The organism is Pseudonocardia sp., assembly GCF_035305885.1.
Classification (GTDB): Bacteria; Actinomycetota; Actinomycetes; order Mycobacteriales; family Pseudonocardiaceae; genus Pseudonocardia.
The window spans coordinates 1-12,999 of sequence record NZ_DATGOP010000076.1 but is presented as its reverse complement, the minus strand read 5'-3'; the positions used below and the strand labels follow the sequence as shown (position 1 = coordinate 12,999).

The window sequence follows — 12,999 nt, the reverse complement described above, 5'->3', positions numbered from 1 at the left end:
CGTTCCACCGCCCACCCCGCGGGAAGGCGCCACTCACGGATCAGCTCCGGCCGTTCGCCGTACGGACCGCCGGTACGGCGTTTGGAGCGGGTCCGGTGGGAGTTGACTCTGCGGCGGATCGCGCGTCCCAGGGGGCGGGGCGGCGACCGGTCGAGGGGGACGTGTTGCAGATGGTCGCGGTTCCGGAGATGCCGCTCTCCGAGCCGGTGGTGCAGGCCGCCACCGGCGGTTCGGCTGTTCCGGCATCTCGCGCGGTGGCGGTCACCGTGAGCCCGATGGAGCTGTTCCGGCCCGAGTCGCACCTCGCCGAGCTCATCGCCGGCTTCCCCCAGTCGGACCTGCTCGTCGCCGTCGACGACACCCGCCCCGACGCCGAGGACGACGACGTCGACGAGTACGGGGAGGAGTTGCGCGCGAGCGTCGCCCGGCTCGGGCTGCCCGGGCTCGCGCTGCACCGGCTGGGCCTGCTCGACCCGCTGCCCGCCGCCGCGGAGGACGACCTCGTCGCCGCGATGAGCGAGCTGGTGGGCTTCGACCCGGAGCCGGGCCTGTACTGCCTCGCCCCGGTCCCGGCGCCCGCCGACCCGGCGCGCGTCGTCGTCGAGCGTGCGGTCCAGCGGATCGCCCGCGTCTACGGGATCCCACTGTTGCGCTACCGCTGCCTCGAGCTCGCCATCGTCACGTAGCGACGAGGCCTGGAACGACGGAGGGCGGGTCCGGTGCTTCCCGGACCCGCCCTCCCCGTCCCGACCATTCAGCTCGCCATGGCGATGCCGCGTTGCTCGAGGATCACACGCCGTTCGGCCTCTGCCAGCCCGCCCCACACCCCGAAGGGCTCGCGGGTCTGCAGCGCGAACTCGCGGCACTGCTCGATCACCGGGCAACGCCGGCACACTTCCTTGGCTTGCGCGGTCCGTCGCGCGCGTGAGGGGTTCCGCTCCCCGTCCGGGTGGAAGAAGACGCCGCTGTCCATGCCCCGGCACGCCCCGAGCCGCTGCCACTGCCACGCGTGGTCCAGGGGGCCGGGGAGCCGCGAAACGTCGCTCATCGTCACCTCTTGTCGCTCGTGCCCGAACGTTCCGGGCGACCGAGGTGCTGATTCCCAGGCCGGTGGACGACCAAACGCCTCAGGGCGCGATGCGGCCAGATGTGACCCAGCTCACACTCTGGTGTCCGTTTTCCGCTGCTCAGGTGGCTGCCAGCGCGCGCTCCACGGAGTCGTGGATGTCGAACAGCGGGACGAGGCCCGCGATGGTGAGCGGCCGCAGCACGCGGCGGGCCGTGCAGGCCAGCCGCAGCTCGACGCCGGCCGCGTGGGCGGCCTCGCGCACCTCGATGAGCACGGCGAGCCCGCTGGTGCCGAGGAAGGTGACCCCGTCCAGGTCCAGCACGACGAGCTCCACCCCCGCGTCGGGCTCGAACTTGTCGAGCACGGCGAGGCGCAGCTGGGGGGAGGTCAGCATGTCGACCTCACCGCCGACGGTGATGACGACCTGCCCGGCGGCGGGGCGAGCGGTCGCCAACGTGATCTGGTCGTCGGCGTCGGCCCCGCGTCGTATCGACGGGGGATCGGCCTGCAGGTTCTCGCGCGTCTCGGACATCGGTGGCCACCGTAAGGCTCGGGGCCGTCCCGTGCCACCGGAAGCGGCGGGGCGGCCTGGACGGGGTGGGCGGAGTGGAGCCGTCCAGGCCGCCCGGGGGCGCGGATCGGATGCGGACGATCAGCGCGCAGGTCGTGGTGGGGCGCGGTTCGAGAACCGGGCTTCGTGGTCCAGGCGGCCGCTGGCCAGATCGGAGGGCGGGCCGGGCCGGATCACCCGGTCGGCCCTGCGACGCAGCCAGCGGCCGCCTGGGGCGCGAAGAGCGCGGACTTCGCGAACGGCCCGTCAGTTGCGGGATGCCGCGGCGGCGCCGTTGCGGTCGGCGGAGTCGCCGGAGCTACCGGACGTGCTCTCGCCGAGCTCGGTGCCGAGGAGCTTGTGCAGCCGCGCCATCTCGTTGCGCACGTTCTCGTGGAGCGAGTTGATGCGCCGCAGCTCCTGCTCGGCGGCGTCGCGCCGGCGCTTGAGGTCCTGGTCGCTGCGGTCGAGGATCTCCTTGGCGCGGGCCTGCGCCTCGGAGACGACCTTGTCGGCGGCGGCCCGGGCGTCGTCGGTGATGCGGGCGGCGTCCTCACGCGCGGCGGCGAGCATGGCGGCGGCCTGCTGCTCCCGCTCCTGGATGGCCACGTTGCGCTTCGCGGCCTCCTGGTCCAGCTCGGCGGAGCGGGCGATGAGCTTCTGCTCGACCTCGTGGCGGTGGCGTTCGGCGTCGGCGCGGGCCTGCTCGACGAGCGCGGTGGCCTCCTGGGCGGCCCGGTTGCGGACGTCCGCCGCCTCGTGCTCGGCGAGCCGCAGGATCTTCTCCGCGCGGAAGCCGAAGCTCTCCTGGGAGATCGGGCCGTCGGGCTGCTGCGCGCGCAGGGTGCGCAGCTCGCTCTCGAGGGCGCGGGCATGCTGCTCCGCGGCCTTGCGCGCGGTCTCGGCGGCGGTGATGCGCTCCCGGAGCTCGCGCATCTGCGCGTCGACCTGGTCGCGGTCGTAGCCGCGCCGCACGATGTCGAACGAGGCTCCGGCGGGGGACGGGACGCCCCCACTGCTGTGGACGGAGTTCGGGGGGGTGCTGATCGTCACGGCGGGTAGTGTGTTCGCTCGAACCGGTGCGCCTCCACATGGCGTCGACGGGCGGGTGTCTTCATGCGTCCGGCGGTGTTCGGCATCACTGCAGCGCACGGCTTCGTGGGGCGTGCGGTCGACGAGGTGCGGCCTGCGGCTCCTCGGTGAGGGCCCGTGACGTGCGAAGATCGTCTGCGGGGCGGCCGCTCCGGCGTTCGCGGGCGGGGCGGCTCGGCCGTGCGGGCGCGGTGGGGCGGCTCTCCGCGGGGTCCGGGCACCCCTCGCATTGAACACGCTGCGTAATTGCCGGTTGCTCTGAGTGGTGACATCGGCTGCTCCGGACGGCCCTGGCCGCGCGCCGCAGGCGGCCGCCCGATCGGGCGAAGCGCGCGCCTGCCTCCGGCGCAGCCGGGCGGCCGTCGGTTTTCATCGCCCCCATGCGGTTGTCGCGGCGGGCGTTCCTCCAGAGATCGGCGGCGGGGGTCCTCCTGGCCGGGAGCACCGACCTGTTGCGCGCCGCCGCCCCGCGGGCGGGGTACGGCCCCCTCGTCGACGACCCGGAAGGGCGGCTCGCCCTGCCGGAGGGCTTCTCCTACGCGATCGTGACGGAGGCGGGGAAGACCGCGCTGGAGACCGGGGAGCCCACCCCGCGCAACCACGACGGAACGGGCGCGTTCGCGGTCCCGGGCGGCGGCACGGTGCTCGTGCTGAACCACGAGATCCGCGAGGGGGCGGGCACGCAGCTCGCCGTGCCGCACCTCGACGGGCTCGTCTACGACCCGGGCGCGGCGGGCGGCTGCACGATCGTCACGACGGACGCGGCGGGGCGGCGCGTGTCCGAGCGGGTCGGGATCGCGGGCACGTCCACCAACTGCGCCGGCGGCGTGACGCCGTGGCGGACGTGGCTCACGTGCGAGGAGACCGAGGCCCGGGCGGGCGAGCGCGGGTACGAGCGCGACCACGGCTACGTCTTCGAGGTCGACCCCTTCGACCGGGCGGCGCTCGTCGACCCGCGCCCGGTGAAGGCGCTCGGGCGCTACTCCCACGAGGCGCTCGCGGTGGACCCGGCGACCGGCGACATCTACCTCACCGAGGACGCGTCCGGGCCGAACGGGCTCGTCTACCGCTGGGCGCCGCCCGCGGGCTTCCGCGGCGGCCGGGGTGCGCTGCGCCTCCTCGGCGACACCGACGGCGTGCTCGCCGCCATGCGCTGCACCGACGAGGCGGGCGAGCACGTGCCAGACCTCGCGCGGGCGCGCTCGGCCGGCACGACCTACCGCGTGGAGTGGGTCGAGGTGCCCGATCGCGACGCCCGGGACGAGCCGGTGCGCGAACAGCTCGGCGACGGCCGGGTCACCCGGGCCCACAAGCTGGAGGGCGCGTGGTGGGGCCACGGGGGCGCCTACATCGTGTCCAGCTACTCCAGCGGGCACCGGGGGCAGGTGTGGTTCTACGACCCGCGCCGCTCGACGCTCACCCTGCGCCTGGCGTTCCGGGGCGACGACGACGGCGCCGACGGACCGGACAACATCAGCGTCTCGCCGTACGGCGGCGTGATCGTCGCCGAGGACGGCAACGGGGCGAACCACCTCGTCGCCGCGGCCGAGGACGGCACGACGTACCGGCTCGCCCGCAGCGAGCGGGGCGGCGAGTTCACCGGCCCCGTCTTCAGCGCCGACGGACGGGTGCTGTTCGCGAACGTCCAGGTGCCGGGGACCATGTTCGCGATCACCGGGCCCTGGGTCTGACGGCGGCGGCGCGAGCCGACCGGGTCAGTCCCCGGCCGCGGGCAGCGGGGTCGGGGCGATGTCGGCCTTCAGCGGGGCGAGCGTGGCGCCGATCCGTCCGATGACGTCGGCGGGCACGGAGAGTTCGGTGAGGGTGGCGACGAGGTGGTCGACGACGCGGTCGAAATGCTCGGGCCGGACGTTCAGGTGGGCGTGCGCGTCCTTCATCGAACGGCCGCTGAAGACCTCGGGGCCGCCGATCGCGGCGGCGATGAAGCTGCGCTGGTGGGATTTCAGCTTCGCGATGTCGACCCCGGTGAAGTAGCCGGCCAGGTCCGGGTCCGCGAGGACGCGCTCGTAGAAGAGGTCGACGGCCGCCGCGACCGCTGCGGCGCCGCCGATGGAGTCGTAGATGCTGACTTTCCCGGTCGACGTCATGCGCTATTGGTAGATTCGCGCAATTGCTCACCGATCACCGCCGCGCAACACGGGTGTGAAATGTGCCTCACCGCGGCCCGCCGGTGGCTGTGAAGCGGGCGGAATCCCACCCAGCACAATGGCGCCGTGACCGACCGCACCCCCGGGCCCGTCGACCGTTCCTGCGACCGCACCCGCGCCTGGGTCACCGAGGCCATCCGGCGGGTCGAGGCCGACGCCAACCGCTCGGCGGACACGCACCTGCACGTCTTCCCGGTGCCCCCGGAGTGGGGCGTCGACGTGTACCTCAAGGACGAGTCGGTGCACCCCACCGGCAGCCTCAAGCACCGGCTCGCCCGCTCGCTGTTCCTCTACGCGCTCGCCAGCGGCTGGATCGTCGAGGGCACCACCGTGGTCGAGGCGAGCTCGGGGTCGACGGCGGTGTCGGAGGCGTACTTCGCCCAGCTCATCGGCGTGCCGTTCGTGACGGTCGTGCCGCGCAGCACGAGCCCGGAGAAGATCGCGCTGATCGAGCGCTACGGCGGGCGCTGCCACTTCGTCGACCGCGCCCCGGACATGTACGCCGAGGCCCAGCGGCTCGCCGACGAGTGCGGCGGGCACTACATCGACCAGTTCACCTACGCCGAGCGCGCCACCGACTGGCGCGGCAACAACAACATCGCCGAGTCGATCTTCGAGCAGCTGGCGATGGAGCGCCACCCGGTGCCCGAGTGGATCGTCGTCGGGGCGGGCACCGGCGGCACCTCGGCGACGATCGGGCGCTACCTGCGCTACCGCCGCCACCCCACCCGGCTCGCCGTCGTCGACCCGGAGAACTCCGCGTTCTTCCCCGGCTGGACGACCGGCGCCGCGGACTACACGACCGGCATGCCGTCGCGGATCGAGGGGATCGGCAGGCCCCGCATGGAGCCCAGCTTCGTGCCGAGCGTGATCGACCTGATGATCCCCGTGCCGGACGCCGCGAGCATCGCCGCGGCCCACCACCTGCGCGACGTCACCGGGCGTTGGGCGGGCGGGTCGACGGGGACGAACCTGTGGGGCGTCTGGCAGCTGGTCGCGCGGATGCTGCAGCGCGGGATCCGCGGCAGTGTGGTCACGCTCATCTGCGACGGTGGCGACCGCTATCGGCACAGCTACTACGACGACGGCTGGCTGCGCCGCAACGGGCTGGACCTCGCGCCCTACACCGCCACGCTGGAGCACTTCTTCGCGACGGGGGAGTGGAAGCCGCCGGAGCCGTGACGCCGCGGCTACGCGTACACCCGGGGTGCGGCGGCGCCCGCCGTGGGGACCGCGCGGCGCTCGAGCTTGGCCGCCGCCGCGAGCAACGCCGCCTCCGCGCCCGGGCGCCCGACCAGCTGCACGCCCACGGGCCGGTCGCCGATCAGCACCGGGGCGACCACGGCGGGCAGTCCCGCGAGGTTCCAGGCGGGGGTGCAGGACAGGCGGGCGGCCGTGGTGAGCAGGCTCGAGGTGTAGCCGTGGCCGAGCATCGCCCCGGCGCGCAACGGGGGCTGGGTGGTGGCCGGCCCGAGCACCACGTCGTAGCCGCCCTCGTCCATCCAGGCGAGCATCCGGTCGCGCCACGCCGCGGCGGCGGCCGGGCGGGGCGGGGCGAAGCGCAGGACGCGGCGGCCCTTGCGCACGACGGTGGCGGTGCACCGCCCCACCGCGCCCAGGTCGAGGTCGAGCGCCTCGGCGTCGCGGGCCACGCCCGCCTGCCAGCGCCGCACCCACTGCCGAGCGAGCCCGCGGGGGTAGGGCGGGTCGGCGAAGCCGACGAGCGCACCGCCGGGCCCGGCGCGCAGCCGCGCGGCCGCCCCGATCGCGGCGGCCCGGTGGTCGGGGTGCAGGCCGCGGCAGGGCCACGGCGCGCGCAGCGACAGCGCGATGCGGCGTGGCCCGGGCGCGTCCAGGTCGACCGGCGTGCCCGCCAGCACGCCCAGCATGAGCGCGGCGTCTCCCGCGGTGCGGGCGATCGGGCCGGTCGCGCCGAGCCCGCACCAGTGCTCCTCGGCGCCGCGGGGCAGCGGCACGACCTGCGGGCCGGGCTTGAGCCCGACCAGGCCGCAGCAGGCCGCAGGCACCCGGGCCGCGCCGCCGCCGTCGACGGCGAGCGACAGCACCGCCATGCGAGCGGCCACGGCCGCCGCGGCGCCGGAGCCGCCCGGGTCCAGGGACAGGTCGAGGGGGTTGCGCGGCGCGGCCTGCGTGGCCTGGGAGAAGGACCACACCGCGAGCTCGGGCATCCGCACCTTGCCGATGACGACGGCGCCCGCGGCGCGCAGCCGCTTCACCAGCTCGTCGTCGCGGCGGGCCGGGTCGGCCGAGGTGCCCGCCGACCCGTGGCGGGTGGGGTAGCCCGCCACGTCGATGTCGTCCGGTACGGCCACCGGCACGCCCGCGAGCGGGAGCGCGAACCGGTCGGGGCGGGCGTCGACCGCACCCGCTTCGGCCAGCACCCGCGCCGGGTCGTGCTCGGCGAAGGCGCCGACCTCCGGGTCGAGCTCGGCGATCCGGGCCACGTGCGCGCGGGCGACGTCGACCGCGCTGCTGCGCCCGTCCCGCACTCGCGACACGATGTCTGCTGCGGTGAGCCCGGTCAGGTCGAGGGCGTCCATCCGCCAACCATGGCACCAAAAGACCTGATCATGGGGAGGACCCGCCGTGGGGACCCCCGGTCGGGCGTTGTCGATCATGCCGCCCGGCCCCTCGGGCGGCGGCATGGCGGCGGGATCAGCCGGCGGGCTCGAGGGCCTGCGGCACGCCCTCGGCGACGTCGAAGATGCCCAGCAGCCCGGTGGCCTCCAGGGCGCGCGTGACGATCCGGGAGCCGGGCACCAGCCGCAGCGTGTGCCGCCTGCGGTCGGCCTCGTCCTTGGCCGCGACGAGCACGGCGAGGCCCGCCGAGCCGAGGAACGTGACGTCGGTCAGGTCGAGGACCAGCAGCGGCACGGCCGCCACCTGCTCGTCGAGGCGCGTGCGCAGCACCGGCGCGGTGAGGGTGTCGATCTCGCCGACGACGTGCACGACCCGCGCGTCCGGGCCGTGGCTGACCACGTCGAACCGGATGACCTCGCCGATCTCGTCGTTCTCGTCGCTGGTCCCGCGGTCGGCGGGGATGTCGCCGCTCATGCACCGGCTCCTCGATGTGGGTGTCGTGGACACGGGATGCGGTCTTGTCCTCGCGAGCCGCCGTTCAACCCTACGGACGCCCCAGGGGGACCACAACGGCACCCCCCTACCCCGCGATGACCGCCGCTTCGTGGTTGCCGAAGATCTCGTTGTCGTCGTCGGGCACCACCGCGGAGCCCTTGAGCATGATCCCCGACCGGTTGGCGAAGATCATGTTGCCCGCGATGTCGACGTCGCCGTCGATGTCGACGTAGACGCCGTAGCGGCCGTTCTCGCCGAGCGCGTTCGCGCGGACGGTGGTCAGCGCCGCCTCGCTGACGACGCGGATCCCGTCCTGGGCGTTGCCCCGGCTCTGGTTGTTCTCGACGAGGTTGTTCTTCGAGGTCTGGGTGATGCCGATGCCCGACTCGACGTTGTCGTACACCCGGTTGCCGCGGATGACGTTGTCGTGGGACTCGTTGACGTTGATGCCCTGCGCGGCATTGGCGAACGTGTCGTTGTCCTCGACGGTGTTCCGGTCCGAGCGCAGGTAGAGCACGATGCCGTGGTGGTGGTTGCGGTACACCACGTTCTGCCGCACCACGCTGTCCACGCAGTCCTCGGCGAGGATGATCCCGTGCTTGCCGTTGTCGTGGACGACGTTGCGCTCGATCGTCATGTTGTGCGAGCCGGTGTGCGGGTCGATGCCGTACAGGTGGTTGTCGTGGAACTCGTTGTCGGCGACGACGAGGCCGTCGATCTCGTGGCTGTAGAGCCCGAAGTAGTTGTGCGACACCACGCTGTTGGTGATCTTGCCTGTGGTGCCGGCCGTGCGCCACGACAGGCCGTAGGACTCCACCGCCCCGAAGCCGAGGTAGCGCAGCTCCGACCCGTCGATGGTCATCTGCGCGCCGTCGCGGGCGAGCAGGAAGCCGCGGCCGTCCTCGACGGTGGTGTCGACGGTGCCCGTCGCGGGGTCCCACGAGGTGATGCACGCCCCGGTCACGTCGATGCCGCCGCCGAAGGACTTCACGGACGCGAACCGCTCGGCCGTGCTCAGCAGCTTGAGCCACCGGGTGGTCGGGGCCGAGATCTGCACGGACGTGCCGGGCATCAGCACGAGGTCCGCGCCGAGCAGCCACTCGCCCGGCGCCTCCTCGCGCAGCAGGTCCGGGTTGCCCACCGCTTGCGCGAGCGCGGGGAGGGTGACGCCCTGACCGCCGGAGAGCACCACCGCGTTCTGGGCGGGGTCGAAGCGGGCCTCCACGCCGCCCTCCGTGGGCGGGGCGCCCTGCCCGGCCGGAGCCTCGCGCGTGCACGGGTGGGTCGGGTCGATCTCGACCGGGGGCGCCGCCTCCTGGCGGACCAGCTGCGGCGGCTCCGGGGGGATGCTGCCGATCACGGCGAGCACGACCGCGCAGCCCAGCACCGCGACGGTCGCCACGACGAGGGCCGCCCTGGCCGGTGTCGATGTCGTTCTCATGGGTCCCTCCTCGGGGCGGCGCTGCCCTAGCTCGTCGCGCCGACGGGCACCGGCGGCGCCCGTCGCCTGCGAACCCCCGCCCGCCGCTGCCGCGCTGCGTGCACCTGCTCGAGCACGATGGCCAGCACGATCAGCGGCACGCCGATCGCGCTGAGCAGGTTGAGCGGCGGGAGGCTGACGTCGTTCGTCCCGCGCTGCTCGATCGGCCCGCGCAGCGCCTCGAGGGCGTGCACGCTGGACCCGGTCAGCTGGAACGGCGTCCCCGGCGCCGCGTTGATGCCGAGGCTGAGCGTGTCGATGTTCACCTCGTCGGCCCGCACGAGGTCCGGCGAGCGGGAGTGGATGCCCTCGTCGGCACCCTCGATCGTGATGCCGGAGATCGTCGTGGCGGCCAGGACGTCGATCCCGGTCGTCCCGCCTGTGATGTGTCCGCCGATGATCTCGGCGTCCGTGCTGGCGGTCCGGATCGCGTCCGACGCGACGTTGCGCGCCACGAGGTCCGCGATCACGACACCGGTGGTGCCCGCGGTCGTCACGACACCGTCGCGGCCGCCCTCGACGGCGACCCCGGCCAGGCGGACGCCGACCGCGCCGCGTTCGACCCGGACGGCGGCGCGCGCGTCCTTGATCTGAACGCCGCTGAGCAGCACGTGCTTGCCGCCGATCCCGACGCCGGTCACCCGGGTCCCCTCGATCGTGGAGTCGCGCAGCTCGAGCCCGTCGGTGCTCTTCTCCACCACGACCCCGCGCCTGCCGCCGGTGGTCCGGACGTGGTCGAGCAGGATCTGCTTCGAGCCCACGTGGACGTACACGCCCGCCGGCTGCTCGGTGGCGCTGAAGTCGGTGACGTGCACGTCGGTCGACCGGTTGATCCGCAGGCCGCCCGCCTGGTCCCGCTCGGTGGCGATCCCGGACAGGTTGGTGCCGGTCTGGGCGACCACGACCACGCCGAAGTCGCCGTTCCCGCTGGTGGTGATGCCGGTGACGGGCCTGCCGGTGCTCTCGCCCGCGACCACCACGCCGTTCTCGCCGTTGCCGACGGCGCGGATGCCGCTCATCGTCGTGTCCCGGTCGCCGGTGAGCAGCAGCCCGTCGCCCACCGACTCGGTGACGGTGACGTCCTCGAGGTGCACGCCCTCGGACCGGGACAGCTCCAGGCCGATGGTGTTGCGCGCCAGCGTGGTCCGCACGAGCGATCCGGTGGAGCCCCGGTTGAACGTCACGGCCGCCCGCGCGCTCTCCAGCCCCGTGGACGGGGTGCCGAGGTCGCTGATGGTGGAGTCGACCGCCTCGAGCCGACCGGACACCGCGAAGTACGGGCGGCCGGGTGAGGTGGGGGCGACGACCTGGCCCGTGGCGGGGTCCACCGAGGTGACCGTCACGCCGTTCAGCAGCACCCGGCCGCTGCCGGTGTGGATCGCCGCCGCGTCCTGCGGGGTGGCCCCGCCGACCAGCTCCAGCCGCTTCACCGGATCGGCGATCTCGAGCGTGATCCCCGGGGTCAGGACGATCATGGCGCTGAGCGCCGCGGTGCCCTCCGACACCGAGACCCAGTCGTCGGGCAGCGCCCGGTCCAGCGTGTTGATCGTGACGGTGCGGCCGCCGCGGCCGTACTGGCGGGTGAGGCGGCCGTCGGTCACGACGTCGATCCGGTCCGGCCGCACGACGGCCAGCCGGTGCGGCCTGCCCCGCTTCTCCCACGTCGCGCGGACCTTGCGGGCCGCCTCGGCGCGCTTGGCCGCCGCCCGCGCAGCCCGCGCCGCGGCCTGGGCCCGCGCCTTGGCGGCAGCGGCGGCCCGCTCGGCGGCGTCGGGGTCCGGCTGGGGCCTCGGCTGGTGCGGCTGCAGGGGTGTGACGGTGGGTGCGGGGGCGGCGTGGGCGACCGCGCCCGGCAGCTCGCCGGAGAGCAGGACGCCGACGGCGCCGAGCAGCGCGCCCGCCGCGACGAGCACGCCGAGCCGGGTGTGGGCGGTCATACCGGCGCCTCCGCTCGCGGCTGGCTCGACCGCTCGCCGTCGCCGGGCGCCTCCGACGCCGGTTCGGCCGCCTGCTGCGCGGCGTGGTGCGGCTGCGGCGCCGAACCGTTGGAGGACGCCGAACCGTTGGAGGTCGTGCGCACCACCTCGCCGTTCTCGACGGCGACCTGGCGGGTGAGCCAGCGCTGGCGCCGGATCGTGAGCAGCGCCTGGATCTTGATCAGCGCCATGATCCAGGAGACGAGCACGTACCCGGGCACCAGGAAGAAGCTCGACGGCCTGCGCCAGATGTGGGGGAGCAGCTTGGCCGAGCGGCTGATCTGCCACCACAGCGCCAGTACGACCGCGAACATCCAGTTCTGGGCGACCAGCGCGGCGATCATGAAGAGCGGCCCGAGCAGGAGCGTGAAGCTCGAGACCGCCTTGTCGACCATCGTGTAGGCGAGGAACGGGTGGCGCCACACCCACGGCCGCGACAGCGCGCGCAGGTCGGACCGCCAGGTGTTGCGCGCCCACCGCAGCCGCTGCCGGAAGAAGATCCGCCAGGAACTCGGGAAGGTGGACCACACCTCGGCCGTGCGTTGCATGTAGGTGAGGTAGCCGCGCTCGAGGACGAGCGTGGTGAGCCGCTTGTCGTCGCCGGACAGGCACGGCACGCCCCAGAACGTCTCGTCCATGAACTCGTCCTCGATCTCCAGCAGCAGCCGGCGCCGGTAGATCGCGGTCCGCCCGGAGAGGCAGGAGACGGCCTTGCCCAGGTAGGTCTGGCTCGCGTTCTCGTCGAAGTAGCGGTGATCGAGGAACATGTCGGTGATCCGCGCGAGGAACCCGCGCGCGCCGTAGACCGACTGCCGGGTGCCGACGCCGCCGACGCGGGGGTCGGCGAACGGCTTGCACACCTCGACCGCGACGTCGGGCGCCCAGACGGTGTCGGAGTCGACCAGGGCCACCAGGTCGGTCTTCGCCTTGCGCCAGCCGCGGCGCAGGGCGTCCCGCTTGCCGGGGACGGTGGTGACGACGACCGTCACCGGGTAGCGGCGGGCGATCTCCAGGCAGATGCGGTCCGACGCGTCGATCACGAGGATGATCTCGTCGACGTCGTTCGCGAGCCACGACTCGATCGCCGCCGCGAAGATCTGCGGGTCCTCCTGGTAGACCGGCACGACCACGCTGAGCGACATGCGGTGCTCGTCGAGGACCGGGCGGTACAGCACCGCCGGGATGCGCCGCACCAGCCAGCAGGCCCAGCGGAACAGGCCCAGCACGCCGAGCGGCGTGCCCAGGACGTAGTAGTAGACGGGGAGGTTCATGCCGGCTCGCGGTCCGAGCCCGCCATGGCGCGCGCCCGCATCTGGTCGGCGGCGGCGGCGTGGGTGGCGGTGTCGACCTCCTTCGACACGATCGCCGCGAGGCGCTCGTTGGTCTCCACCACGGCCGACAGCAGCGGCATGTCGACGCCGATCGTTTCGGCGAAGCCGAGGAAGCCCTGGGTGTCCTTGGGCAGGCAGACGCCGCCGTAGGGGGCGCCGCCGCGGATGCCGTACTCGGGGTTGATCGAGCCCTCCGCGGAGCGCGCGACGGTGGCGGCGATCGGGTCGAGGTCGACG

At 73.9% G+C, this 12,999-nt stretch carries 12 protein-coding genes and 1 pseudogene; 3 read left to right on the top strand and 10 right to left on the bottom strand.

The genetic code is table 11. From position 1 onward, the window contains the following. Positions 1–170: 170 nt before the first annotated feature. Positions 171–686 carry a hypothetical protein gene (locus VKZ81_RS15880; RefSeq protein WP_324242338.1) on the top strand — a complete coding sequence of 172 codons (516 nt, stop codon included), beginning with the start codon at positions 171–173 and terminating at the stop codon, positions 684–686. A gap of 68 nt (positions 687–754) precedes the next feature. On the opposite strand, the gene VKZ81_RS15875 is transcribed toward VKZ81_RS15880, so the two are convergent. The 3 genes from VKZ81_RS15875 to VKZ81_RS15865 form a co-directional block, all read right to left on the bottom strand. Next, positions 755–1,048 (bottom strand): WhiB family transcriptional regulator, encoded by a 294-nt coding sequence (locus VKZ81_RS15875; protein ID WP_324242337.1) that lies wholly within the window; start codon positions 1,046–1,048, stop codon positions 755–757. 139 nt (positions 1,049–1,187) lie between these two features. Continuing rightward, complete coding sequence (locus tag VKZ81_RS15870) at positions 1,188–1,601, bottom strand: STAS domain-containing protein (RefSeq protein ID WP_324242336.1); 414 nt, start codon at positions 1,599–1,601, stop codon at positions 1,188–1,190. Positions 1,602–1,886: 285 nt separating this feature from the next. Continuing rightward, positions 1,887–2,672 (bottom strand): coiled-coil domain-containing protein, encoded by a 786-nt coding sequence (locus VKZ81_RS15865; RefSeq protein ID WP_324242335.1) that lies wholly within the window; start codon positions 2,670–2,672, stop codon positions 1,887–1,889. Between the two features lie 419 nt (positions 2,673–3,091). Between VKZ81_RS15865 and VKZ81_RS15860 the strand changes: the two genes are divergently transcribed. Beyond that, on the top strand, positions 3,092–4,402 hold the full coding sequence (locus VKZ81_RS15860; protein ID WP_324242334.1) for an alkaline phosphatase PhoX: 1,311 nt from the start codon (positions 3,092–3,094) through the stop codon (positions 4,400–4,402). A 24-nt stretch (positions 4,403–4,426) separates the two neighbouring features. Here VKZ81_RS15860 and VKZ81_RS15855 read toward each other — a convergent pair whose 3' ends face one another. Continuing rightward, complete coding sequence (locus VKZ81_RS15855) at positions 4,427–4,819, bottom strand: group I truncated hemoglobin (protein ID WP_324242333.1); 393 nt, start codon at positions 4,817–4,819, stop codon at positions 4,427–4,429. Between the two features lie 126 nt (positions 4,820–4,945). Between VKZ81_RS15855 and cds1 the strand changes: the two genes are divergently transcribed. After that, positions 4,946–6,061: an L-cysteine desulfhydrase Cds1 gene (cds1, locus tag VKZ81_RS15850; RefSeq protein ID WP_324242332.1), complete on the top strand. Its 1,116-nt coding sequence runs from the start codon at positions 4,946–4,948 to the stop codon at positions 6,059–6,061. 8 nt (positions 6,062–6,069) lie between these two features. Here cds1 and VKZ81_RS15845 read toward each other — a convergent pair whose 3' ends face one another. The 6 genes and pseudogenes from VKZ81_RS15845 to VKZ81_RS15820 all read right to left on the bottom strand — a co-directional run. After that, positions 6,070–7,440, bottom strand: a complete 1,371-nt coding sequence (locus tag VKZ81_RS15845) for an amidase (RefSeq protein WP_324242331.1) — start codon at positions 7,438–7,440, stop codon at positions 6,070–6,072. A 115-nt stretch (positions 7,441–7,555) separates the two neighbouring features. Next, entirely contained in the window at positions 7,556–7,954 is a 399-nt protein-coding gene (locus tag VKZ81_RS15840; RefSeq protein ID WP_324242330.1) for an STAS domain-containing protein, read from the bottom strand. Positions 7,955–8,060: 106 nt separating this feature from the next. Continuing rightward, the gene (locus VKZ81_RS15835) at positions 8,061–9,416 is read right to left on the bottom strand and encodes a right-handed parallel beta-helix repeat-containing protein (RefSeq protein ID WP_324242329.1); all 1,356 of its coding nucleotides are present in this window, start codon (positions 9,414–9,416) and stop codon (positions 8,061–8,063) included. A gap of 26 nt (positions 9,417–9,442) precedes the next feature. Continuing rightward, positions 9,443–11,392 carry a right-handed parallel beta-helix repeat-containing protein gene (locus tag VKZ81_RS15830; RefSeq protein ID WP_324242328.1) on the bottom strand — a complete coding sequence of 650 codons (1,950 nt, stop codon included), beginning with the start codon at positions 11,390–11,392 and terminating at the stop codon, positions 9,443–9,445. Beyond that, positions 11,389–12,702, bottom strand: coding sequence for a glycosyltransferase (locus tag VKZ81_RS15825; RefSeq protein WP_324242327.1), 1,314 nt, complete (start codon positions 12,700–12,702; stop codon positions 11,389–11,391). Before VKZ81_RS15825 ends, VKZ81_RS15830 begins: the two co-directional genes overlap by 4 nt. Further along, positions 12,699–12,999 (bottom strand): annotated as a pseudogene (locus VKZ81_RS15820) (hypothetical protein); the annotation flags it as partial. The pseudogene VKZ81_RS15820 and the gene VKZ81_RS15825, both read right to left, overlap by 4 nt.

What these genes read in the sequence shown, in the direction of transcription:
- VKZ81_RS15825 (WP_324242327.1), bottom strand. Translation starts at nt 12,702, where the DNA reads ATGAACCTCCCCGTCTACTACTACGTCCTGGGCACGCCGCTCGGCGTG.
- VKZ81_RS15835 (WP_324242329.1), bottom strand. Translation starts at nt 9,416, where the DNA reads ATGAGAACGACATCGACACCGGCCAGGGCGGCCCTCGTCGTGGCGACC.
- VKZ81_RS15830 (WP_324242328.1), bottom strand. Translation starts at nt 11,392, where the DNA reads ATGACCGCCCACACCCGGCTCGGCGTGCTCGTCGCGGCGGGCGCGCTG.
- VKZ81_RS15855 (WP_324242333.1), bottom strand. Translation starts at nt 4,819, where the DNA reads ATGACGTCGACCGGGAAAGTCAGCATCTACGACTCCATCGGCGGCGCC.
- VKZ81_RS15860 (WP_324242334.1), top strand. Translation starts at nt 3,092, where the DNA reads ATGCGGTTGTCGCGGCGGGCGTTCCTCCAGAGATCGGCGGCGGGGGTC.
- VKZ81_RS15845 (WP_324242331.1), bottom strand. Translation starts at nt 7,440, where the DNA reads ATGGACGCCCTCGACCTGACCGGGCTCACCGCAGCAGACATCGTGTCG.
- VKZ81_RS15880 (WP_324242338.1), top strand. Translation starts at nt 171, where the DNA reads ATGGTCGCGGTTCCGGAGATGCCGCTCTCCGAGCCGGTGGTGCAGGCC.
- VKZ81_RS15840 (WP_324242330.1), bottom strand. Translation starts at nt 7,954, where the DNA reads ATGAGCGGCGACATCCCCGCCGACCGCGGGACCAGCGACGAGAACGAC.
- VKZ81_RS15870 (WP_324242336.1), bottom strand. Translation starts at nt 1,601, where the DNA reads ATGTCCGAGACGCGCGAGAACCTGCAGGCCGATCCCCCGTCGATACGA.
- VKZ81_RS15875 (WP_324242337.1), bottom strand. Translation starts at nt 1,048, where the DNA reads ATGAGCGACGTTTCGCGGCTCCCCGGCCCCCTGGACCACGCGTGGCAG.